This window comes from Sphingobium sp. AntQ-1 (assembly GCF_028538045.1).
In the GTDB taxonomy this organism is placed as follows: Bacteria; Pseudomonadota; Alphaproteobacteria; order Sphingomonadales; family Sphingomonadaceae; genus Sphingobium; species Sphingobium cupriresistens.
In genome coordinates, this window is the sequence record NZ_CP117159.1 from 501,179 (window position 1) to 524,392 (window position 23,214).

The window sequence follows — 23,214 nt, forward strand, 5'->3', positions numbered from 1 at the left end:
TCGCGCGATAAAATGGCAACTGGTGGGCGGGAAACGAACAGTCGCGATAACCCGTTATCGCTGCGAAGCCTGGTTCGCATCAGGGCGATCTTCTCATAGTGCCGGATCACCCGCGGTGATACACTGCTCCGCCGGTGCGTGACCGAAGGATCAACACGCGGCCTCACCGCCGCCCCCTTCCATGGCGATTGATAAGAGCGACCGTATGATCGGCGATCACGCGCTCCTCATCAGTGGGAACGATCCGCACGATCACTCTGCTATCTGGCGCGCTGATGACAGGCGCATTCGATGCATTTGCGTCGAGATCAAGAATGACGCCAGTCCAAGCTAAGCGCTCGCAAATCGCAGCCCTAATCTCTGAATCATTCTCGCCAATGCCGGCGGTGAAGACGAGACCGTCGAGACCGCCGAGCGCGGGAATGAGAGCGGCGGCCTGACGGCCAGCTTGCTGGACGAAAAGGGCGACCGCCTCCTTCGCTTCCGGCGCGTCGCTTGCATGCAACGTACGCATATCGCCTGAAATCCCGGACACACCGAGTAAGCCCGACTGCTCATAGAGCAACGTCTCCACCGCCTGTGCGGCCATACCGACCTGAGTCTGAAGATGAAGCACCACGCCGGGGTCGATCGCGCCCGAGCGCGTGCCCATCATCAATCCGTCAAGCGCCGTGAAGCCCATCGTCGTATCGACGCTCGCCCCGGCACGCATTGCGCACATGCTCGCACCGTTGCCTAGGTGCGCGGCGATGACGCGGCCTGCGGCCAGAGCAGGGTCGATCTCGCGAAGGCGGCCCGCAATGTATTCATAGGACAAACCGTGAAAGCCATACCGGCGCACGCCCTGGCCGTGAAAAGCGCGCGGAATCGGCAGGCGCGTCGCCAACGGCGGCATGCCATGGTGAAACGCGGTATCGAAGCAGGCGATCTGCGGCAGCAAAGGCGCCAGCAGGCGCAAGGCCCGGACCGCGGCGAGGTTATGCGGCTGATGGAGCGGCGCCAATGGGATCAAGGCATCGAGCGCATCCAGCAAAGTATCATCGATGATCTGCGGCGCGGCGAAGCGCACGCCGCCATGGACGATACGATGGCCGATCGCGGCGACCTTGCGGTCTCCCAATTGGGTTGCCGCCCAGGCAAAGAGGTCCTCGAGCAGATTCTCGTGCGAGAGTGCGTCCCCGCCCGGCCACGTCTTTTCCACGATGGTCTCGCTGCCCGCGTCGCGCGCGACGAGCCGGGGGCTAGTGCCGATACCCTCGATCTTGCCGCCCGCATCGAAGTCGAGCTGTCCGCCCGACAAGCGATAGAGCGCGAACTTGATGCTCGACGAGCCGGCATTGAGACTGACGATCGCCTTCATGCCGGCTTCGCTATCGGGCCGGGCGTGGCTCTGGGGGCGGCCCGCGCCAGCAACAGCGCGATTGCGCATGACGCTACGCTGGTGCGGAGCGAATCCGCCCGGCTGGTGAGAATGATGGGTACCCGCGCGCCCAGCACCACGCCGGCCGCGTCCGCGCCGCCGAGAAAGGTCAGCTGCTTGGCAAGCATATTGCCGGCTTCCAGATTGGGAACGACGAGGACTTCGGCGCGCCCTGCAACGGGGGAGACGATGCCCTTGTCCTTTGCCGCCTTCTCGCTGATCGCGTTGTCGAAGGCGAGCGGACCGTCAAGGACGCCGCCGACGATCTGTCCGCGATCGGCCATCTTGCACAAGGCGGCCGCATCGAGCGTCGAGCGGATCGCCGGATTGACCGTCTCCACGGCAGACAAGATCGCGACCTTCGGACAGGCGATGCCGATGACATGCGCGAGGTCGATCGCATTGCGGATGATATCGGCCTTGTCTTCCAGGCTCGGATCGATGTTGATCGCCGCGTCGGTGATGATGAGCGGCGCCGGATGCCCGGGGACGTCCAGCAGATAGGCATGACTGATGCGGCGCTCGGTTCGCAGGCCCGTCGCAGCCGGAACGACAGCACCCATAAGTTCGTCGGTGTGCAGCGATCCCTTCATCAGCAGCAGTGCTTCGCCCGAGCGGACCAGTTCGACCGCACGCGCCGCGGCGGCATGGCTGTGGGGCACGTCGATCAGGCGGAGGGCACCGATATCCTTGCCGGCGTCCTTGGCAGCCACACGGATGCGAGCCTCGGGGCCGATCAGGATCGGCACGATCAGGCCGGCTTCGGCAGCGGCTGCCGCAGCCAGGATCGCGGCGGTGGTGCAGGGATGTGCGATCGCCGTGGGAACGGGCTCGACGCTTCTCGTCATCTCGATCAGCCGGCGGAAGCCGTCATGATCCGAGAGCTGGATATCGGGCAGCGCCATGCGCGGGCGCCTTACTTTCTCGGTTGGCGCTTTGACCTCAGCCTCGCCGTTGATCACCTCCTCGCCGGCCTGGTTGATGCAGCAACAGTCGAAGACGACGATATGATGCTTGGCGCGCTTCTCGCGTACCGTGACCGACGCGACAATCGTATCCCCCAACCCTACGGGTCGCTTGAACCGAAGGCTCTGGCTCAGATAGATCGCGCCCGGCCCAGGGAGCTGCGTGCCGAGCACGGCCGAGATCAGACCACCACCCCATAGGCCGTGCGCGATCACCCGCCCGAACATGTCGCCGGCGGCATATTCGGCATCGAGATGGGCCGGATTGACGTCGCCCGAAACCAGGGCGAACAGCTGAATGTCCTGCTCGCCCAAGGTCCGCGTGACGCTCGCCGTCTCACCCACGACGATCTCGTCGAAGGTCCGGTTCTCGATCATTTTGAGGCTGCCCATTGCTCAGCGCTCCAGCACATAATGGCCGGGTGCATCGCAGAGCGCTACGAGGCCCCTGTCCGGATTACCCATCGGCGGCGGGGCCTGCGGCGCGCCGGAATGATCGCCGAGCCAGGCCACCCAGTCCGTCCACCATCCCTCGCGCGCCTCGGCCTGGTCCAGCCAATCGTCCGGATCGAGCGCGGGGCGGTCGAGGACGCGGGTCGCGACATGATAGCTGCGGTGGCGATGCCCGGGCTCGGACACGATGCCGGCATTGTGGCCGCCGCTGGTCAGGACGAAGCGGATCTCGGCGCTGCTCAGCCAGTGCAGCTTGTGGACCGACCGCCACGGCGCGACAAGATCGCGCTCGGTCCCCACCACGAAGATCGGCTGACGCAGCGACGAGAGCGTGATCGTGCGCCCTTCGACCTTGAACCGGCCTTCGGCCAGATCGTCGTCGAGAAAGAGCGTGCGCAGATATTCGCTGTGCATGGCGTAGGGCATGCGGGTGCCGTCCGCATTCCATGCCATCAGGTCGGTCATGGGTTCGCGCTCGCCCATCAGGTAGGTGCCGAGGATGTGCGACCAGATCAGGTCGTTGGACCGCAATATCTGGAAGGCGCCGCCCATCTGGCTACTGTCGAGATAGCCACGGCTCCACATCATATTGTCGAGCAGGTTGAGCTGCGCCTCGTCGATGAACAGGCCGAGCTCGCCCGGCTCGCTGAACTCGGTCTGCACCGCGAACAGGCTGAGCGATGCGAAGCGTTCGTCGCCGTCGCGAGCCATGGCCGCCGCCGTGATCGCCAGCAGCGTCCCGCCCAGGCAATAGCCGACGCCGTGGACCTTGTCCGAGCCCGTGATCGCTATGACCGCGTCGAGCGCCGCCATCGGCCCGAGGCGAAGATAGGCGTCGATATCGAGGTCGCGGTCCGCGCTCTGGGGATTGTGCCAGGACAGGACGAACACGGTATAGCCCTCGGCCACCAGCCAGCGGATTAGCGAGTTCTCCGGCGACAGGTCGAGAATGTAATATTTCATGATCCAGGCGGGAACGATGAGGATCGGCTCGGGGCGGACAATCCCGGTCGTCGGCGCATATTGGATGAGCTCGACCAGCGCGTTGCGGAACACCACCTTGCCGGGCGTGATCGCCACCGTCTCCCCGGCGCGGAACGCCTCAGTCCCTACGGGCGGCTCGCCTCGGGCGCGCCGCTCCGCATCCTCCATCCAATGCTTCGCACCCTCGACCAGGCACTCACCACCGGACTCGATGATCTTGCGCTGGAGCACGGGATTGGTCGCGAGGAAGTTGGTGGGCGCGATGACGTCGAGCATCTGCCGTGCCGCGAACGCCACCATCTCTTCATGATGCCTGGACACGCCGCTGATGCCGGTGGTCGCCGCATGCCACCATTGCTGGGTGAGAAGGAAGGATTGCGAGATCAGGTCGAAAGGGAACTGCCGCCAGGCCGGATCGATAAAGCGCCGGTCCTGCGGTAGCGGCTCGATCGCCGGCGCGGCATCGACCTGCCCCACACGTCGCACGGCATAATCGGCAATCCGCTGGACCTTTCGCCCTGCCTTGCCGGCAAGCTGCAGCCGCTTGCCCGGCGATATGGTGACATGAGCACACCAGTCCAGCCACGCCTGCATCATTGTCACCGGCGACAGGCCAGAGGTCATCTGCGCGATTGCCGCGGCCGAGGCATGGTCGAGCGTCCGAGCGATGCCGTCGAGTGGGTCGCACTTGGCACAGTCTGCGGACGTATCGATCATGCAGCGTTTCTCCGGGGGACGTCGCGGCATGCCCGGCATGGCTCGAAACAACATTACGTGATGTCCCCAGATGCTTGTCCGTTAACGAGCGCACGCGCATAATGCCTGCCATGTCTCTCGAGGCGGGGCTCTCCCAAACCGCCCGTCTCGGTGACCCCTCAGGCTCCAGAGGGCCACCGCCAGTCGCGAACGGCAGGCATATCGATCCCGTGTGCCGCGATGTACCGCTTGTGCTCGACCAGCTGATCATCGATCGTCTGCTTGGCGTAGGCGGCCGCGCTATCGGGCAGCTCCACATGGTCGATAACCTTCCCCATGAGATGGAAGCGGTCGAGATGGTTGCGGACCACCATGTCGAACGGCGTCGTCGTCGAGCCCTCCTCTTCGAACCCGTGGACGTGGATATTCTGGTGGTTGGTACGCTTGTAGGTGAGCCGATGAATTAGTGCCGGATAGCCATGATAGGCGAAGATGACCGGCTTATCCGTCGTGAAGAGCGCGTCGAACGCGCTGTCGCTGAGCCCATGAGGGTGCTGGCTGTTGGGCTGCAACGTCATCAGATCGACGACGTTGACGACGCGGACCTTGAGCTCGGGGAGTTGCACACGCAACAGGCTGACCGCGGCCAGTGTCTCCAGCGTTGGAACGTCGCCAGCACACGCCATGACGACATCCGGCTCTCCGCTGCGATCGTTGCTGGCCCAATCCCAGATACCGATGCCGCGCGTGCAGTGCTTGATCGCCGCATTCATGTCGAGCCACTGGGGTGAAGGTTGCTTGCCGGCAACGATGACATTGATTCGGTCCCAGCTGCGCAGGCAATGGTCGGTGACAAAAAGCAGGGTATTGGCGTCGGGCGGGAAATAGACCCGCACGATGTCAGCCTTCTTGTTGACGACATGATCGACAAATCCGGGATCCTGATGGCTGAAGCCATTATGATCCTGGCGCCAGACGTGAGAGGTCAGCAGATAATTGAGCGAAGCGATCGGGCGACGCCAGGGCACCTCCTTCGCCGTCTTCAGCCATTTGGCGTGCTGGTTGACCATCGAATCGACGATGTGGATGAACGCCTCATAGCAGGAAAACAGGCCGTGGCGGCCCGTCAGCAGATAGCCTTCCAGCCATCCCTGGCAGCAATGTTCGCTCAGCACCTCCATCACGCGTCCGCTGGGATCGAGATGGACATCGTCCGCGATCGTCTCCGCGTCCCAGCTCCGGTCGGTGGCTTCGAAGATCGTCTGCAACCGGTTGGATGCTGTCTCGTCCGGACCGAAAACGCGGAAGTTGCGGGCCTGGGCGTTCTCCCGCACCACGTCGCGCAGGAACGTACCCATCACCTGGGTCGCCTCGCCGTCGCTCTCGCCGGGATGAACAACCGGGACCGCGTAGGATGCGAAGTCGGGTAACCGCAGAGGGCGCATCAGAGCCCCGCCATTGGCATGCGGATTGGCACTCATCCGCCGGTCGCCGCGCGGAGCCAGAGCCGCAATTTCGGGCCGAAGCCGCCCGCCATCATCGAACAGTTCTTCCGGATGGTAGCTGCGCATCCATTCCTCGAGCAGCCCAAGATGCTCGGGCTTGTCCATCGTGAACGGGACCTGGTGCGCCCGCCAGAAGCCTTCGCTCTTCTGCCCGTCGACGATCTTGGGTCCGGTCCAGCCCTTTAGGCTGCGCAGGACGATCATCGGCCAGAGCGGACGCGTCGTGACCCCACCGTCGCGCGCGGCCTTCTGGATCGCGTGTATCCGATCGACCGCGTCGTCTAGCGCGGCCGCTATCGCCCGGTGCATCGCGTCCGGCTCCTCGCCGTCGACGAAGATCGGCAGGTAGCCATAACCGCGAAACAGCGCGTCGAGCTCGGTGTGCGAAATGCGCGCAAGGACAGTCGGACTTGCGATCTTGTAACCGTTGAGATGCAGGATTGGCAGAACGGCCCCGTCGGTCGCGGGATTAAGGAACTTGTTGCTGTGCCACGAGGTCGCCAGCGGTCCGGTCTCCGCTTCGCCGTCGCCGACGACGCAAGCAACGATCAGATCGGGATTGTCGAAGGCGGCGCCAAACGCATGCAGAAGAGAATAACCCAGTTCACCACCTTCATGGATTGAACCGGGCGTATCGGGTGACGCATGACTGGGAATGCCGCCAGGGAAGGAGAATTGCCGGAAAAGCTGGCGCAGGCCATCTTCGTCGGGACCGATGGCAGGATAGACTTCGCTATAGGTGCCCTCGAGCCATGTGTTGGCGACGACACCTGGTGCGCCATGACCAGGCCCGGCGATGAAGAGCGCATTGAGGCCGCGCGCCTTGATGACACGATTGAGGTGCACATAGAGGAAGTTAAGCCCGGGGGTCGTACCCCAGTGTCCAAGCAGCCGCGGCTTGACGTGATCCATCTTGAGCGGTTCGCGGAGCAGCGGATTATCGAGCAGATAAATCTGTCCAACCGAGAGGTAATTGGCGGCGCGCCACCAAGCGTGGATCAGGCCGATCTCATCGCTGGAGAGTGGCTGGCCTGTCGCCTCGGGCTGCGGGTCCATGGTCATTCTTCCTGAAACTGAAAAGGCATGGTTTCCCGGCCGCCGAGCCGGAGCTGGTGTTTGCCGGAGCGCTGATGCGCCACCGCGCAGCGCTCAAACTGCTTGCGCACCCATGAATGGCGCAGACTGCTCACAACATGCGTATTGATACGGATGGCAGTGCCGCACACTTATACCAGGCAATCACGTCGCTTCCGGCATCAGCTCGGCCCCCTACTCCGATACCGCCCTGGTTCGGCCGCGTGCGCGTGCCCCGGCCGCCAGCTCAACCACCTCGGCGGTGATTTCCTCCTGACGCGTCAGCCGTTCCTCGCGTTCAAGTGCCTGGAGTCTGGCGTCGATATTGGTTTTCGCGGCCGCCATCGTCGCCATGCGAGCCTCGTTTTCAGCGGCGAAGGCCTCGGTGGCCGCTTCGCACAGCTGGGCGAAGACATATTCCTGGGCCAAGCGCTCGACGAGGTCGCTTGCCGGCAGATTGATCAGGGGTATCGACCCAACTGGCTCCGGCGGAAACATATCGGGATCGAGCGGCAAAAGGCTGCGGCGGACGACCGACGCACCATGCCCTGCCGTCCAGACCGGATAGATCATTGCGACCGGGACCGCGCCGGCCACGGCCACATAATCGTAGAGGGCGCCAAGCAGTTCGGTTGCCATATTGGCAAGCGCAGCGGCGCGACTGGGAAGGCTGGTGGCCCAAGCGACGGGCAGTGACCGCTCGGCAGCAAGCGCGGCGGCACGGTCGCCGACGAGGAAGAAGTGCGCCGCTTGGGAATCGCTCGCAGCGGCGTTCAAGACCTGCTCTGGAAAGGCGCCCGCGAACCCCTGCTCTGCGCCGAAGACGATAAGACCTGTCTTGCCCTTTGCGCTGTTCAGCGGCGGTGCCGCAGGTCCTGTCTGTAGCTGCCGCGCCTTCCCAATCGCATGACCCGCCGTCGCGGCATAGGCGCGGATCGCGGGCAACAACGCGCGGCCCTGCTGGGCACGGGCGCCGGCGATGCCGCGCATCGCATTGACCACCGCACCGAGTTGCCGCACAGTGGCGATCCGTCGCCCGACAGTGGCCAGACGATCGCTCATGTCGCGGCGCCAGCGCTGGAACTGGCGATCATCCGTTGCACGGCCGCCAACAATGCGGCCCGCAACGTCGCATCCATTGTCCCCTTATCCTCGACCTGCCCTGTGAGCTCGGCGGCGTTGGCATCGAGCCATGACGGCAGCGTCGCGCGGATCGCAGTGATGTCGGGGATCGCCAGGGCATCCAGGAGGCCCTCCGTGAGCGCGATTGCCAGCGCCACCTGATCGACGACCCGCAGAGGCTGGAAGCGCGGCTGGGAGAGTAATGCGCGCAGCCGCCTGCCACGCTCGATCTGGGCCTTCACGCGCGGCTCTGGCTGCTCGCCGAAGCGGGTGAACATCTCGAGTTCGAGGAACTGGGCATAGTCGAGCCGCATCGTGCCGCTCGCGTCCCGCAGCGCCCGGGCCTGCGTCTTGCCGCCCACGCGGCTGACGCTGGTGCCGACATCGACCGCGGGTTTGTGGCCTTCGGCGAACAACCGGGTGTCGAGCACGATCTGCCCGTCGGTGATCGAGATCAGGTTGGTCGGGATATAGGCGCTGACATTGCCGGCATCGGTCTCCGCGATCGGCAGCGCCGTGAGCGAACCGCCGCCCTTTTCGGGCGACATGCGGGCGGCGCGCTCCAGCAGCCGCGAATGGAGGTAGAAAACGTCGCCTGGATAGGCCTCGCGTCCCGGCGGCTGGCCGGTCAGCAGCGCGATCTCGCGGTGCGTGGCGGCATGCCTGGTGAGGTCGTCGAGCACAACGAGCGCATGGCCGCCCTGATCGCGGAAATATTCCGCCATGGTGAACGCGGCAAACGGCGCGATCCATTGCAACCCCGGTGCGGAAGCCGGGCTCGCGACCACGAAGATGCAGCGTTCCGGCGCGCCATGGCGGCGCACCTGATCGATCACGCGCGCGACACTGGAGGATTTCTGGCCGATCGCGACATAGATGCATATCATGTCGCTCGACCGCTGGTTGATGATCGCATCGACGGCGAGCGCGGTCTTGCCGGTCGCGCGGTCGCCCAGGATCAGCTCGCGCTGGCCGCGGCCGAGCGCGAACATCGCGTCGATGACCAATATCCCGGTCTGCACCGGCTGAACGACGAGGTCGCGATCGATGATCGACGGCGCGGGGCGCTCCACCGACTCGAACCGCTCGGCGACGATCGCCGCCCCGCCATCGAGTGGTCGGCCGAGTGGATCGACGATACGGCCGAGCAGTCCTCGCCCCACCGGCGTGCGCACCACTGCGCCGGTGCCCGAGACGATGTCCCCCGCCTCGATGCTGTCAGCATCCTCAAGCATCACGCAGCCGATGCGATCGCGGTCGAGCGTTTGTACGAAGCCCGCCTGACCTCCGGCAAACTGCAGCAATTCGTCGAGCCGTGCCTCCGCCAAACCCGAGACCAGCGCTACGCCATCGCCGATTGATTCGACGCGGCCGATCTGGCGGACCTGTGCGCCGATTTCCGCCGCGGCCACGCGCGTCGCGGCCCGGGCAAGCCATTCATCCGCGGAGCCCGGCATGATCGTCCTCCTTGAGTGCCGCCAGCTGCGTGTCGAGATCGGCTCGCCAGCTGTTACGGACGAGCATGTGCGGTCCATGGAGCTCGAACCCGGCAATCAGCGCGGGATCGACGGTGAAGTTCGGTGCTGCAAGCCCCGGCAGTGCCTCTTCGAGCTTTTGCACGCATCGCGCTTGGGTCTCCCCATCGAGCGCGGCCGGCGTCACGATGGCGAGAGGAGTGTCACCGGCCAGGGCTCGGCGTTCCTCGACCGGCAAGCGTTCGACCCGTTCGAGCAGGGCAGTGAACATCATATCGGTGGTGCCCGCGGCCGGTAGCCGGCGCAGCAACGCAGACGCCATCTGGCCCGCGAGCACGGCCGCGTTTTCCTCTAGCTGTGTCGCCATGCCCTTTTGCGCGTCCTCGACAGAAGCAAGCGCCTGCTTCGCTTTTGCATCGGTCTCGATCGTGGCCGCATCAAGGAGGCGGCTGCGTTCGGCCTCTATGCTGGCCAGCAAAGCTGACCGGCGTGCCTCTCCATCGGCGGCGAAGGCGTCGGTCTGCGCCTTAAGATCCGCTTCCAGCTTGAGCGCAGCTGCCTTTGCAGACTCCGCATCGGCGAGCAGCTGGTCCATAGCCGTCTGGCGCGCGGTGATAGCCCCCATCACCGGACGAAAAAGGAAGCGTGCGAGCAGCCAGACGAGGATGACGACGTTGATCGCCTGCAGCGCCAGCGTCCACCAGTCGATACGCATGTCAAGCGAAGGGATTGGCGAAGAGCAGCAGCAGCGCGATCACGAGACAATAGATCGCCATCGTCTCGATCATGGCCAGGCCCACGAACAGGGTGCGCGAGACGGTGTTCGCCGCCTCAGGCTGGCGAGCGATCGCATCCATCGCTGCGGCGACCGCCTTGCCTTGGGCGAGTGCCGGCGCGATCGCGCCGATGGCGATGGCGAACGCCGCGCCGAGGATGCTGACGATGTGGATCCAGTTCATGAAGAGACCTCGTGGTTCGGCGCTTTCGGGGATGGGTTCGCTTCGCTGATGGCGCTGCCGATAAAGACCATTGCGAGCGCGCCGAAGATGTAGGCCTGGACGGCTCCGGTCAGCATCTCGAGCGCCATCAGCGGGATCGGTACGAGCAACCCGGCAAGGCTCAGCACGACGCCGATCATGAACACGCCGCTCATGACATTGCCGAACAGGCGCACCATCAAGGAGAAGCTGCGGGTGAACAGCTCAACGAGATTGAGCGGCACGAGCAGGATCGACGGCTGCGCGAAACTGCGCAGATAACCGCGCGCGCCAAGCGCCCGGACACCGAACCAGAGCGTCGCGCCGAACACGATCAAGGCCAGCGCCGCATCGGTTTCGAGGGCCGCCGTAGGCGGTTCGACGCCGGGCAAGAGCGATGACCAGTTTGCGACGAGCAGGAAGATGAAGAGCGTCCCGATCAGGGGCAGATAGGGCCGTGGCTCAGCGTCCATCGTCTCGCGAATCTGGCGCGCGATCACTTCGACCACCAGTTCCAGCGCCGCCTGGGTCCTGGTGGGACGAAGGCCGAGCCGCCGGGTCAGAAGCCAACAACCGATCGTCAGCACCGCCATGATGCCCCATGTCGTGACGACCGGCTGGCTGATCGGAACCGGTCCGATCGTGAACAGGATATGGCTTTCGAGCGGAGAGGCGAACTTCACGACACCGCTTTCAGTCGGTGCAGCACGACCTGTCGCGCCGCCATGAACCCGGCCGCAGCCGCGAGTAGGTCCACCCAGCCCTGCCTTGCGGCAACGAGCAGCACGCCGAGCGTCAGAAGCATCCGACCGAGCCGCAGGCCGAGCGACAGCATAATCGATCCGCCATGGACGAGCAGGTCAGCATCCTTCGCGATAGCCAGGTAATGTGCTGTTCCGGCAGCGGCGCCGAGCAGCAGAAACAGGAGGACGGCCCAGGGCGTCATTGCCGCCCGATCCACTTCCAGGCCGACCAGCAGCCGAGGCTCACGCCAAGGATCAGCAGCGGCGCGGTCCAGAAGATACCGCTGGACAGCCGATGGTCGAGCCAGCGGCCGATCGCGAGCGCAATTAACGCCGGCACGACGACCTGCCAGCCAAGCACGCCGATCTGGCCGAAATTGCGCGCAAAGGAGGGCAATCCCCGCGCCCTGCGTCGACGTTCAGCGCGCTGTTTGACCGCGTCCACGAGCCGTTCCTGCTCGGGTGGCAGATCCTGGGTCATAGACCGATCTCCGCCGGCACGCCCTGCAGCGCCTCGACCATGCGCCGGATCGCGCGCATGCGCAGCCGCGTCGCGGCGGTGCGACCGCTGCGTTCGGCATCGCCGCGCTCACGGTAACCCCTAAGCACTACCGTCTCGAGCTCGTCGAGATCATCGCCGACATGCGCCTCGCGCGTCGCGATCGAGACGTCATTGCCGCCACTCACCGTCAGAATGCCGTTGCGCACCGCGCAGTAGCCGGCGCGCCCGTCCATGTCGCGCCAGGAGACGACCGAGATATCGAGCGCGGTCAGGAAATCGGCGTGACCGTTCAGGATCCCAAAGCTGCCCGTCGCATCCTCGGCGCGGATTGCGGCGACCTCCCGGTCGACCATGATCGCGGTGGGATCAGTGATGCGCAGCCTCATGGCTTGGGCCCCACCTTGCCGCGCGCCTCTTCCAGGTCTCCGACCATATAGAAGGCACTTTCGTGCCAGTCGTCGGTCTCGCCACCGAGGATAGCGCGCACGCCATCGAGTGTGGCGTGGAGCGGCACCGATCGTCCGGGCTGGCCTGTAAAAGCCTGTGTTACGACAAAAGGCTGCGTCAGGAAGCGCTGGAGTCGGCGGGCACGGCCAACGATCAGCCGATCCTCCTGTCCCAGCTCCTCCATGCCGAGCAGCGCGATGATGTCCTGCAGCTCGCGATAATGAGCGATCGTCTCGCGGACCTTTTGGGCCAGCGCATAATGGTCCTCGCCCACGACCAGCGGATCGAGCAGGATCGAGGTGGAGGCAAGCGGATCGATCGCCGGGTACATGCCCTCCGCGGCCATCGTGCGTGACAGGAGCACATTGCTGTCGAGATGCGCCGAGATCGCCGTCACGGCCGGATCGGTGAAATCATCCGCAGGCACATAGACCGCTTCGATCGCGGTCACCGATGCGCCCGCGACCGAGGCGATCCGCTCCTGGAGCGCCGCGACTTCGCTCGCGAGCGTCGGCTGATAGCCGACCCGCGACGGCATCCGCCCTAAGAGCCCCGAAACTTCGCTGCCCGCCTGGACGAAGCGGAAGACATTATCCATCAACAGCAGCACATTGCGTTTCTGCTCGTCGCGAAAATATTCGGCGATGGTAAGCGCGGTCAGACCGACCCGCCAGCGCGCGCCCGGCGGCTCGTTCATCTGTCCGAAGACCAGCACGGTCTTCGCGATCACGCCGGAAGTGCGCATGTCGGTGAGCAGTTCATGCCCTTCGCGCGAGCGCTCGCCGATACCAGCAAACACCGACACGCCCTCGTAACGTGCGACCATTGCGTTGATCAGTTCCATCACCAGCACGGTTTTGCCGACCCCGGCGCCACCGAACATCGCCGCCTTGCCGCCCTGCGCGAGGGGCGCAAGCAGATCGATCACCTTGATCCCGGTCTCGAACATCGTCGTCGCTGTGCTCTGGGCATCGAGTGGCGGCGGTTGGCGATGGATTGGGCGAAGCGGAACGTCCACTGGAAGCGCCGCCCCGCCGTCGCCGATGACGCCGGTGGCATCGAGCAGGCGGCCCAGAACCGCATCGCCGACCGGGACCATGATCGCTGCACCCGTGGCCTCGACGTGGGCGCCGCGCGCGAGTCCGCTGGTGGTCTGGAGTGCGACCGCTCGCACGGTGCGCGCATCGACATGGCTCTGCACCTCGGCGATGTGCTTCCCTGTTGGGGTTACGATGCACAGCGCATCGTTGACCGGCGGAAGCGAGCCGGCGGCAAATTCCACGTCGAGCACGGGACCGCGGATCGCGCAAACGCGTCCGCTCGCCTTATCGATGTCGGGTGCCGCGCTGCTCATCTCAAGCTTCTCATGACGGGAGCTAAAGCGAGATCGGGCGGCATCGATATGCGGGACTATACGGATGCTCGTCTCTGCGCCGCGGCTTCGCCGGATCGCTAATGCAATCCGGTCTGGCGAAGTCCGATGTATCCCGACTTTCAGGACGCCAGTTTCGCTGTTCTGTCCGGCTCACGCCTCGCCAGTGGCGCACCTGTCGCAGTCCTGCGGCGAATCGTCGGCGGCCATCAGCAGAACAGGCGCGAACCCACCACCGGCGGTGCGCATATTGGTGGTTTGGCCCTGATATAGTCGCGCTGCGGCAACAAGCGGCTCCCCATCATAGGTGTAGAGACGAACGTCGATCTTGCGCTTAACCGTCTCTCCATCCAGCCGGATGATCCGCTCGCTTGGTCGCACATAGGCTTGGGCGACATAGTCGCTCTCCAGGATCTCGGCCCACACCGATTTCGTCAGCTTGTCGCCACGATAGGCCGCTTTGCTCCCATACCCTCCGGCCGGCTTGAAGAAGAATTGCCTGCGGCCCGCCCAAAGCCGCTCGGCGGAAGCCTTGTCGACCCGTTCGGTTGCCGGAATCCCGGCAACAAGCGTGTCGACAATTGCCGGGTCGAAACCCCATTCCCGCAGCTGCGCGGTGTCGGACAGCAGGGTGAGATTGCGCTTGTCGGCGAATTTCGCGTGGACATGGGGATTGGGCGTTACGACCACCGAGCCGTCGAGATATGCCGCTCGCAATGCCGAGTGCTCGGGTCGATCGAGCGAGAAATCGACGAGCCGGTTGTAGATGAGATCCACATTCCGGTCCCCATAGCGAAGAGTGCCGGACGCATAGGCGAATTCAGAAGGATCGGCGATGCAGACGCTATGGCCGGCCCGCTCCAGCAAATGGCGGGTCAACAGAAACTCGGGAAACAGATATTGCGATACGGGATCGTCATCGACGATGGCGATGGAGACCGGTTCGCCGCTGCCGCGTTGATAGCGCCATTCCTTCGAGAACATGGCCGCGACCACGGACTCAAACGGATCTGCGCGAAGAAAATCTGTCGGCTCGGAAGGACAGCAGACTCGTTGTGCCCGCGCGAGCACGGCATTCAACATTGCTCCTCCTGCATTGGTATTTATTTCGATCAGGGCCGGGCCGCGCTCGCTCAGATGGAAGTCATAGCCCATGAAGACGCCGTGCGGACCAAAGTCCTGTCGGGCACTTACTGGCGCCCAGGCCATGGTGGCTGCCAGATAATCCGGGTGGCGGGCGACCGTCTCGATCGCGGCGATGATGCGCTGCATCCCGGCGAGTTGGGACACATTGATGAACACCGCGACGTCCGAGAATAGATGCGGACGCGTTTCCAGATATGACGCTCGCATTGCCAGATCGCCCGTCTCCCGGACGAGTGCGTCGCTCAGGGCGGCGCGATCCAAGGTTACGCAAACGCATTCCGAACGTCCGTTCTGGAGGTCTGAGACTCGGGCTTCCTCTAGGCTCGGCACGCTATCGAGCTTCCCTGGAATAGAAACTGGACCCAGAACATAGCCTGATCCTTCTTTGGCTCATGCAAATTTCATTTCACGTGAGCGGCAACGACTTCGCCCGCCGCGTGATGACGCAAGAGGCTCGCTCACGGCGCGATCAGCCCCTGTTCTCGGGCGGCATCGTCATAAAGGAAGGCGGTGTTGGGATCAGGGTGGCCATAGCGATCAGAATCCGTTTCTCCCAGCCGGGTCAGCAGATCCCTGATCAGCGCGAGGCGTGCCTGGTGCTTGTCGTCCCCGCGAACCACCGTCCAGGGTGCCGCGATGCTGTGCGTGCGGGCGAGCATTGCATCGCGCGCCTTGCTGTAGGCCTTCCAGCGCTTGTTCGCCTGGTCGTCGATCGGGCTGATCTTCCACTGTTTGAGCGGATCCTCGCGTCGGGCGGTCAGGCGTTTCTTCTGTTCCGCCCTCGAGATATCGAGATAATATTTTACCAGCGTGACCCCGCAATGTTCGAGCAACTGCTCGAACATTGGGACGGTCGTCAGAAACTCCTCATATTCCTTGTCGGTGCAAAAGCCCATCACGCGCTCCACGCCGGCGCGATTGTACCAGCTACGATTGAACAGGACGATCTCGCCGGTAGCCGGCAGATGAGGGACCCAGCGCTGGAAATACCACGACCCGCGATCGTGATCCGATGGGGGGCCGAGTGCCACCACCCGGGTTTCGCGCGGGCTCAGATGCTCGACGACACGCTTTATCGTGCCGTCTTTGCCGGCTGCGTCGCGCCCTTCGACGATGACCAGCACCTTGCGGCCATCCTCGATGATTCCCCGCTGCAGGGCGGTGAGCCCGATCTGGAGCGCGCGCAACTGCTCGGCGTAACGGGGTTCGTTCTTCGCCTTCACCACCGGTTCTTTCTCCTGTCGGCAATCATGCACACCAAGATAGCGGGCCGCGAGGGCCGGGGTCGCACTCGTGGGCCGGTCTCAAACAGCGGCACCAACGGCATTGTGCTCCACCGCTGAGGCCCGACTCATGCCGCCCCGACTGATACCCGCCAGCCGGGTCCGCTTCAGCAGCAGCGCGTTGACCGCGACGAGTGCGGAGCTGCCCGACATAGCCAGCGCAGCGACCTCGGGGCTCAGCAGCACCGGATAGAGCACACCCGCCGCGAGTGGAAAGGCGATCACATTGTAGCCGACTGCCCACCACAGATTCTGGTGCATCTTGCGAAGCGTGGCGCGTGAGAGCGCTATGGCACCGACAATATCATAGGGGTCGCTCTTCATCAGGACGACATCGGCGCTTTCCATCGCGACGTCGGTGCCCGCCCCGATCGCAAATCCTACGTCGGCCTGGGTAAGCGCGGGGGCATCGTTGACCCCGTCACCGACCATGCCGACACGCTGGCCCTGGGCCTGCAGCTCCTTGACCTTCTCCGCCTTTTGACCGGGAAGCACATCGGCAAGGACGATGTCGATGCCAAGCTCATCGGCGATTCGCTTGGCCGTGCCGGCGTTGTCGCCGGTAATCATCGCGACCTTGACGCCGCGCTCCCGAAGCGCCGCGACGGTCGCCTTCGCGGTTGGCCGCGCCGCATCCGCTATGGCGATCAACCCGAGAATCTCGCCGCCGCGCGCAACATGGACAACGGTGCGCCCCGCCCCTTTCAGGCGCTCGCCAGGTTCCTCGAGGGCTCCCAGCGCTACTTTTCCTTCATCCATGAGACGCCGGTTGCCAAGCACCACGGTTGCGCCCTCGACCTGGGCGCTGGCGCCCTTCCCCTCTATATTGGCAAAATCGCGCGTCTCGGGAAGGGTGATACCGGATGCACCTTCGAGGACCGCCAGCGCAAGCGGGTGGTCGGAGTTGCGCTCGATCGCACCGGCGATGCGAAGCACCTCGTCCCGGGTGATGCCTTCCGCTGTCACTACTTCGACAACATTGGGCCGGCCCATGGTGAGGGTCCCCGTCTTGTCGAACACGATGACGTCAAGCTTGGTCGCATCCTCGAGCGCGCTGGCATTCTTGAACAGGATGCCGTTCATCGCGCCAAGGCCGGTACCGACCATTATCGCCATTGGCGTGGCAAGGCCAAGGGCGTCCGGGCAGGCGATCACGAAAACGGTTATCGTCATGGTCAGCGCAAACAGCAATGTCCCACCCAGAATCCAGTACCAGATGGCGAACGTCGCGAGACCGATCAGAATTGCCGCGAGCACCAGCCACTGCGATGCCCGGTCGGCGAGCAGCTGTGCCGGCGCCTTCGAGTTCTGCGCTTCCTGGACGAGCTTGACGATCTGGGCGAGCGCGGTGTCGGCGCCAACCTTGGTCGCGCGATAGCGGAAGCTACCGCTGCGGTTGATCGTCGCGCCGATCACGGTGTCGCCGGCCGCCTTCGACACCGGCATCGATTCGCCCGTGAGCATCGACTCATCGACCTCAGATTTGCCTTCGAGGATTTCGCCGTCGACGGGAATCTTGTTGCCCGGCCGGATCAGCACAACATCGCCGGCCAGCACCTCGGCGGTCGGCACTTCGACGTCCTTTCCGTCGCGCTGCACGGTCGCCATGGGCGGCGCCAGATCCATGAGCGCGCGGATTGCCTGGGACGCGCCGGCGCGAGCGCGCATCTCCAGCCAATGGCCGAGCAGAATGAAGATGAGCAGGACCGCGGAAGCCTCGTAAAATTGCTGGCCCTTGAACAGGAATGTCGACGCCACGCTGAACAGATAACCGGTGCCGACGCTCAACAGGACGAGCACCGCCATATTCAGCACACCGTTCCGAAGCGCGCGGATCGCGGCGACCACGAAGGGCCAGACCGGATAGAGGATCGCGGCGCTGGCAAGCAGGAACAGGGTCAGGTCGAGACTGAGTCCGAACATCGGTTTCAGAAGGGGATGGTCCAGACCCATTGGCGACAGCGCAAAGATCGGCAGGCCAAAAACGAGGCTGACGATAAACCTGTTGCGCATGTCGCGCGCCATAGCCGCCATGTCCTTGCCGTCGCCATGGCCCATCTCGTGCGCCATGGCGTCGTGTTCGGCCGTCACCGGCTTGCGATCGGGAGCAACCGATCTTGCGGCGACACCATCGGAACGATGATCGGGAGGATGCGTCGCGTCGGGCAAGACAGAGGACTGGGTTGTGCTTCCGATCACGCACACGTGCCGCGGGACGAGCCGGCCGCCGCAATGGAAACCGCATGCCGCGATCTGCTCCTCTATCGCGGTTTCGCTGGTGCGCGCTTCATCAAAGCTGACGGTGACGCTGTCGGAGGCGGCGTTCGCGGAGACCTGCGTCACGCCGGGAACCCGCAGCAACTGCTTTTCGACGCCGAGATGGTCGAGCGATTCGAATGATCCACGCAGATCGAAGGTGGACGTCTTCAAGGCAGGTCTCCGAAATCGAGGCAAGCCGCCGCCGACGTGTCGGCAGCCATAGATGCGCCCGCCGCCAAGGCCTGCGCGTGTCGGCCGGTCATCCCGGCTGACCTATTGCCGCCGATCACCCATGAAGCGCAGCAGGAACAGGAACAGGTTGAGGAAGTCGAGATAGAGCGTCAGCGCTCCCATCACGACCGCCTTACCGCGAAACTCGGTACCGGCCACATCGAAGTAGACGCTCTTGATCTTTTGCGTGTCGAAGGCAGTCAGGCCCGCAAACAGAAGCACGCCGATCGCGCTGACGATGAGATCCAAAGTGGACGACCGCAGGAACATGTTGACGACCATGGCGATGAGCAGGCCGACGACGCCCATGATCAGGAAGGTCCCGAACGCCGACAGGTTCCTCTTGGTTGTATAGCCCCACAGGCTCAAACCTCCGAAGGCTGCGGCCGTAACGAAGAATGTGCGCGCGACACTCACGCCGGTATAGGCGAGGAGGATGGTCGACAGCGATACGCCCATCAGGATCGCATAGGTCCAGAACAGTGCCTTGACGGTGCTCTCGGACAGCCGATTGATACCGAAGCTTAGCGTAAAGACCAGGGCGAGCGGTGCGAAGACCGCTATCCATCCGAGCAGCGTCGGAGTGCCGCTCGCGGCGAAAAACACGGCGCGTATGGCGGCGCTGTTCGCAACCAACATCGCGACGATCCCGGTCAACAACAGACCGCTGGCCATGTAGTTGTAGACTGCGAGCATATATGTTCGCAGTCCCACATCAAAGGCGACCGCGGGGATTGCCGGATTCCTGCCAGCGGTAAGCGGCGATGTGGTCGGTTTCAGCGGATCTGCCATGGCCAGTGCTCCTTCTCGGTGTCGCGGTTTCAAGCTTCAGTCATTTCGGCGAGGCGACCGGCACGTACGTGCAGCCGCGCCGGCCTATACGCCACGCCCCGATGCCGGGCGGACGGCTGAGCGGTTCCCCTGGGATTTGCGCCGGTCCGGCTGGCAGGGAATTCATCGCTGATCCGCTCCTGCGTCACGCTTCGCCCCGAGCAGGCGCGCGAGGTGGGGCACGAACGGTGGAACGGTCTTTGCGTAGCGCCGATAGGCATCATCAAATTCGGCGAGAGCCTCACGCTCCTCGGTCCGCGCCAACCGCAAATACATGACGACGAGGACCGGAAACATCGCAAGCGTCAGGATCGTCGGCCACTGCAGCAGGAACCCGAACATCACCAGAATGAACCCGATATATTGCGGGTGCCGCACATAGGAATAGATCCCCTGGGTCGCGAGCTCGTGGACCTTCTGCGCGTCGTACAGCGCCTTCCAACCCGTCGAGATCAAGATGAACCCGCCGCCGATCAGGATAAAGCTCATGATATGGAATGGCCCGGCATGCGGGTTCGCCCGCCAGCCGAAGAGCATCTCGAGCAGATGCCCGGCATCATGCGAGAACCAGTCGATATTGGGATAATGGCTCTGCAGCCACCCGGACAGGACATAGAGAGTCAATGGGAAGCCGTACATTTCCACGAACAGCGCAACCAGGAAGGCGCTGAACGCGCTGAACGATCGCCAGTCCCGAGTGGTTCGCGGCTTGAAGAAACTGTAGGCGAACAGGATGAAGACCGCTGCATTGACGACGACGAGGCCCCACAGACCATAGGCTTGCGCATGGCCCGTCACTGGCCCTGACCCTCCCGGGGCGAACGACCGGCCCCCGGCTGCGGTGTTCCATCGTGACCATGCCCATGTCCGTGATGCATGAAGAGGTGCATCAGGGGACACGACAGCAGCAGCAGAAAGGGCAGCGCGCCAAGTACATGCGCGCGATGCTCCGTGAACAGCAGCACGAAACCGAGCGCAAGAAAGCCTATCATCACGATGCCCGCGCGCGACGTCAGGAAATTCTTTTTCCCAGTATGTGCCGGTCGTTGCCGTTCCATGATCACGTTTCCTTGAATATAGAACTCGTTAAAAATTGCTGATTGCTCACTTGCGCTGCGCCGTCCTAGGGACGCTGCCAATGACCGATCCAATTGTGGAATGCGGCGAAGAGACCTCCCACGGCTGCGCCGAAGACGATCGACCAGCACAACCCCGCCCCAAGCGCGACGAACGATCCCGGCGGAGCTGTCGTGAACATCGTCACGAACATGTGTGACCCGATCGGACCGAACAAAGTCGCCGCGAGCCAGCAAAGCACGAAGACAGTGGAAAGAGCGGCAGCGCTGCTCGCGGCACATCGTATCACACTGAGCTTGCTTGCATCGGTCATGACGGCTTCCTTTCCCCCCAAATTTGGGCCGGATCGAAGACAGCCACTATACGTATTCCACCCAAGGCTCGGTCGCTCGACCCTGGTCGATGCTGCCGTCAGCGGGAGGCCATCGCCAATGCCGCGGTCCTTGGTGTGACGCCCATGAACCGCCGCATCGTACGAGAGAGATGCGCCTGGTCGCTGAACCCCGCATCCGCTGCGGCTGCCACAAGGGGCGCGCCCGCGCCAAGTGATCGCAGGCCCTGCTCGAGCATGAACCATAGCCGCCAGTGTGAGAGCGGTGCGCCCAACTGCTCCGCGGCAAGCGCACGCAACCGCGGTTCAGAGAGTCCGACAGCGCGCGCGATTTCACCTAGATCGGCTATGTCCACTCGTGCGTCCTTCAGGCGCCGCAATGCCTCGCAAAGGCGCGCGTCGATCGGCGGTGTCGGGCAGGCCGCTGCAAGCTCGTAAAGCGTTCCAGCGAGGTCATCGGAGCTGCGCAACTGCTCGGATAGCGCTGCCGGTGGCGACGCCGCGTCCTTACCGTCCCCAAGCCTGGACCAGGCAATACCCAGCGGGCTGAAGGATCGCGCATAGATCACCCTCGCATGCGTCGCGGTGGGACGAACCGCGTGAAGCGCGCCTGCGCGCACCAGCACGGCAGGTCCAGTCAACGAACCTGCGATCGTCTCGACATGGATCGGCTCGGACAGTCCGACGATCATCTGCGCGGCGAGATGGCGATGGGGTCGGGTGTCGCCGCAACGACCCTCGAACCACGCCCATCCGTCGCCCAGGCGGACATGGCCGGTCCACAAATCGCCATAGCTTGGCATCGGAGCTTACTCCCGTCGCGAAACTGAAGATGCAAGCGAAAGGTTCAAGACTCGGGGTGCTGCGATCGCCATGAAGCACATGGAGGCATAACGGTGAATGACAGTCCAACCTTCGTCCCCGCACTCGGGCTGTCTGGCCTGACGGGCGACTATGACCGGGTGATTGCGGTCATGACCCGCGAGCGTCGGTGGCGCAGCGCATTGCTCGAGTCGATTGCACCCGAGGCGGGCGATGTCATCGTCGATGTGGGCGCCGGCACGGGCTCGCAGCTGATCGCGATCAAACAGGCTGTCCCCACGGCACGCGTGATCGGGGTCGATCCGGATCCTGCCGCTCTCGCGCTGGCGCGGCAAAAGGCACAAACGGCCGGCGTAGAAAGCGAGTGGGTTCGAGGTTTCGGCGACCAGGTCGACGTCCTGGTCGGCACGATCGCCAACAAGATCGTGTCGAGCCTCGTGCTGCATCAATGCGACCTGCCGGTGAAATCGGCCATCCTTCGGGCCATGGCACGAACGCTTTGCCCAGGTGGCCTCGTGGCGATTGCCGATTACGGACTTCAGCGTACCTTGTTGATGCGAACGCTGTTTCGTCAGGTGCAGGCGCTCGACGGCTGGGAGCGCACCGGGCTCAACGCAAAGGGCATCCTGCCGGAGCTCATCGCCGACGCCGGCTTCGAAAATGTCGCCGAAGTTCGCGTCGTCCAGACGCCGACCGGCTCGATCTCGCTCTATACCGGGCGCAAGCCGTTCTGACACCGGGCGGCAAGACGAGACCAACACCCACCCGGCGATGGCTTCGGAATCAGCGAAGCGTCGATGCCTGCGATCAACTGTGGTGCGCAAAGACGCGACGCCCTTCGGGGCCAAAGGCGATGACATCGTAAGGCTGGCCCTTCATGCCTGCCATCTCCATGCCCGGCGATCCCATCGGCATCCCCGCAACGGCGAGCCCGGTGACGCCTTTGGGATGCTGGGCCAGCACGCGCTTCATGTCGGAGATCGGAACATGGCCCTCAAAGGTCATCCCGTCGATGGTGGCGGTATGACAAGAAGCCAGGTCTGAGGGCACGCCGGCACGCCTGCTCAAGCCGGCGCGGCCGGCATCGTCGATGATCTGCACCTGCCGGCCGAACTGCGCGCGTACCTGCGCCGCCCATTTCTCACAGCAACCGCAGCCAGGATCGCGGTGAACCACAATCGGGTTCGCCGCCATCGCTGCGACCGGAACGGCAAGTGCCAAAGCGGCGGCGAGGGTACGGATGCTGATCATGGTAGCTCCTTCGATTTCATGCAGGCGCGTTGCCGGTCGAGCCGATAGCACCACTCTTGCGACACTATATTGCGGGCAAGAAGCGCCTTCACCTGGTCAATTTCCTGTCTCTGGGACCGAATAAACTCATTGCACAGCGCAGCTTTATCCCTCTGGGCCAACATACGGCGCCTGGCGACCTTTCTCAGCGCAACCATCTCTGGGACATGCAGAACATGTTCAGATTGTTGTAGAGCTGCCGAGCCTGT

23 protein-coding genes are annotated in these 23,214 nt (G+C 63.9%); 1 reads left to right on the forward strand and 22 read right to left on the reverse strand.

Going from position 1 to position 23,214, the window contains the following annotated elements; all coding sequences use genetic code 11:
* Positions 1 to 163: 163 nt before the first annotated feature.
* The 21 genes from sphantq_RS21200 to sphantq_RS21300 form a co-directional block, all read right to left on the reverse strand.
* Entirely contained in the window at positions 164 to 1,360 is a 1,197-nt protein-coding gene (locus tag sphantq_RS21200) for an acetate/propionate family kinase (RefSeq protein ID WP_031308703.1), read from the reverse strand.
* Positions 1,357 to 2,778 (reverse strand): bifunctional enoyl-CoA hydratase/phosphate acetyltransferase, encoded by a 1,422-nt coding sequence (locus sphantq_RS21205; RefSeq protein ID WP_066608841.1) that lies wholly within the window; start codon positions 2,776 to 2,778, stop codon positions 1,357 to 1,359. Before sphantq_RS21205 ends, sphantq_RS21200 begins: the two co-directional genes overlap by 4 nt.
* 3 nt (positions 2,779 to 2,781) lie before the next feature.
* On the reverse strand, positions 2,782 to 4,539 hold the full coding sequence (locus tag sphantq_RS21210; protein ID WP_272800330.1) for a PHA/PHB synthase family protein: 1,758 nt from the start codon (positions 4,537 to 4,539) through the stop codon (positions 2,782 to 2,784).
* A gap of 158 nt (positions 4,540 to 4,697) precedes the next feature.
* Positions 4,698 to 7,079 carry a phosphoketolase family protein gene (locus sphantq_RS21215; protein ID WP_031308588.1) on the reverse strand — a complete coding sequence of 794 codons (2,382 nt, stop codon included), beginning with the start codon at positions 7,077 to 7,079 and terminating at the stop codon, positions 4,698 to 4,700.
* Positions 7,080 to 7,292: 213 nt separating this feature from the next.
* Complete coding sequence (locus sphantq_RS21220) at positions 7,293 to 8,159, reverse strand: F0F1 ATP synthase subunit gamma (protein WP_024018191.1); 867 nt, start codon at positions 8,157 to 8,159, stop codon at positions 7,293 to 7,295.
* Positions 8,156 to 9,676: a F0F1 ATP synthase subunit alpha gene (locus tag sphantq_RS21225; RefSeq protein WP_024018190.1), complete on the reverse strand. Its 1,521-nt coding sequence runs from the start codon at positions 9,674 to 9,676 to the stop codon at positions 8,156 to 8,158. The genes sphantq_RS21220 and sphantq_RS21225 overlap by 4 nt, the downstream gene beginning before the upstream one ends.
* Positions 9,657 to 10,409 carry a F0F1 ATP synthase subunit B family protein gene (locus sphantq_RS21230; RefSeq protein WP_024018189.1) on the reverse strand — a complete coding sequence of 251 codons (753 nt, stop codon included), beginning with the start codon at positions 10,407 to 10,409 and terminating at the stop codon, positions 9,657 to 9,659. Before sphantq_RS21230 ends, sphantq_RS21225 begins: the two co-directional genes overlap by 20 nt.
* 1 nt (position 10,410) lies before the next feature.
* Entirely contained in the window at positions 10,411 to 10,653 is a 243-nt protein-coding gene (locus sphantq_RS21235; RefSeq protein WP_010405656.1) for a F0F1 ATP synthase subunit C, read from the reverse strand.
* Complete coding sequence (locus sphantq_RS21240) at positions 10,650 to 11,354, reverse strand: F0F1 ATP synthase subunit A (protein WP_024018188.1); 705 nt, start codon at positions 11,352 to 11,354, stop codon at positions 10,650 to 10,652. Before sphantq_RS21240 ends, sphantq_RS21235 begins: the two co-directional genes overlap by 4 nt.
* Positions 11,351 to 11,617, reverse strand: a complete 267-nt coding sequence (locus sphantq_RS21245) for an N-ATPase subunit AtpR (RefSeq protein ID WP_024018187.1) — start codon at positions 11,615 to 11,617, stop codon at positions 11,351 to 11,353. Before sphantq_RS21245 ends, sphantq_RS21240 begins: the two co-directional genes overlap by 4 nt.
* On the reverse strand, positions 11,614 to 11,895 hold the full coding sequence (locus sphantq_RS21250; protein ID WP_024018186.1) for an AtpZ/AtpI family protein: 282 nt from the start codon (positions 11,893 to 11,895) through the stop codon (positions 11,614 to 11,616). The genes sphantq_RS21245 and sphantq_RS21250 overlap by 4 nt, the downstream gene beginning before the upstream one ends.
* Positions 11,892 to 12,302, reverse strand: a complete 411-nt coding sequence (locus sphantq_RS21255; RefSeq protein WP_024018185.1) for a F0F1 ATP synthase subunit epsilon — start codon at positions 12,300 to 12,302, stop codon at positions 11,892 to 11,894. Before sphantq_RS21255 ends, sphantq_RS21250 begins: the two co-directional genes overlap by 4 nt.
* Entirely contained in the window at positions 12,299 to 13,717 is a 1,419-nt protein-coding gene (gene atpD, locus sphantq_RS21260) for a F0F1 ATP synthase subunit beta (RefSeq protein ID WP_024018184.1), read from the reverse strand. Before atpD ends, sphantq_RS21255 begins: the two co-directional genes overlap by 4 nt.
* 171 nt (positions 13,718 to 13,888) lie before the next feature.
* Positions 13,889 to 15,142, reverse strand: coding sequence for a hypothetical protein (locus sphantq_RS21265; protein WP_024018183.1), 1,254 nt, complete (start codon positions 15,140 to 15,142; stop codon positions 13,889 to 13,891).
* A 197-nt stretch (positions 15,143 to 15,339) separates the two neighbouring features.
* Complete coding sequence (gene ppk2 / locus sphantq_RS21270; RefSeq protein WP_024018182.1) at positions 15,340 to 16,107, reverse strand: polyphosphate kinase 2; 768 nt, start codon at positions 16,105 to 16,107, stop codon at positions 15,340 to 15,342.
* 78 nt (positions 16,108 to 16,185) lie between these two features.
* Positions 16,186 to 18,594: a heavy metal translocating P-type ATPase gene (locus sphantq_RS21275; RefSeq protein ID WP_024018181.1), complete on the reverse strand. Its 2,409-nt coding sequence runs from the start codon at positions 18,592 to 18,594 to the stop codon at positions 16,186 to 16,188.
* A 102-nt stretch (positions 18,595 to 18,696) separates the two neighbouring features.
* On the reverse strand, positions 18,697 to 19,446 hold the full coding sequence (locus sphantq_RS21280) for a Bax inhibitor-1/YccA family protein (protein ID WP_024018180.1): 750 nt from the start codon (positions 19,444 to 19,446) through the stop codon (positions 18,697 to 18,699).
* A gap of 162 nt (positions 19,447 to 19,608) precedes the next feature.
* The gene (locus sphantq_RS21285) at positions 19,609 to 20,283 is read right to left on the reverse strand and encodes a methyltransferase family protein (protein ID WP_024018179.1); all 675 of its coding nucleotides are present in this window, start codon (positions 20,281 to 20,283) and stop codon (positions 19,609 to 19,611) included.
* Positions 20,280 to 20,543 carry a DUF2933 domain-containing protein gene (locus sphantq_RS21290; RefSeq protein ID WP_024018178.1) on the reverse strand — a complete coding sequence of 88 codons (264 nt, stop codon included), beginning with the start codon at positions 20,541 to 20,543 and terminating at the stop codon, positions 20,280 to 20,282. Before sphantq_RS21290 ends, sphantq_RS21285 begins: the two co-directional genes overlap by 4 nt.
* Positions 20,544 to 20,608: 65 nt before the next feature.
* Positions 20,609 to 20,875, reverse strand: a complete 267-nt coding sequence (locus tag sphantq_RS21295) for a hypothetical protein (protein ID WP_024018177.1) — start codon at positions 20,873 to 20,875, stop codon at positions 20,609 to 20,611.
* 98 nt (positions 20,876 to 20,973) lie between these two features.
* The gene (locus tag sphantq_RS21300) at positions 20,974 to 21,696 is read right to left on the reverse strand and encodes an AraC family transcriptional regulator (RefSeq protein ID WP_024018176.1); all 723 of its coding nucleotides are present in this window, start codon (positions 21,694 to 21,696) and stop codon (positions 20,974 to 20,976) included.
* Positions 21,697 to 21,789: 93 nt separating this feature from the next.
* On the opposite strand from sphantq_RS21300, the gene sphantq_RS21305 reads away from it, so the two are divergent.
* The gene (locus sphantq_RS21305; RefSeq protein ID WP_024018175.1) at positions 21,790 to 22,449 is read left to right on the forward strand and encodes a class I SAM-dependent methyltransferase; all 660 of its coding nucleotides are present in this window, start codon (positions 21,790 to 21,792) and stop codon (positions 22,447 to 22,449) included.
* 73 nt (positions 22,450 to 22,522) lie between these two features.
* On the opposite strand, the gene sphantq_RS21310 is transcribed toward sphantq_RS21305, so the two are convergent.
* On the reverse strand, positions 22,523 to 22,966 hold the full coding sequence (locus sphantq_RS21310) for a DUF411 domain-containing protein (RefSeq protein ID WP_024018174.1): 444 nt from the start codon (positions 22,964 to 22,966) through the stop codon (positions 22,523 to 22,525).
* Positions 22,967 to 23,214: the final 248 nt, after the last annotated feature.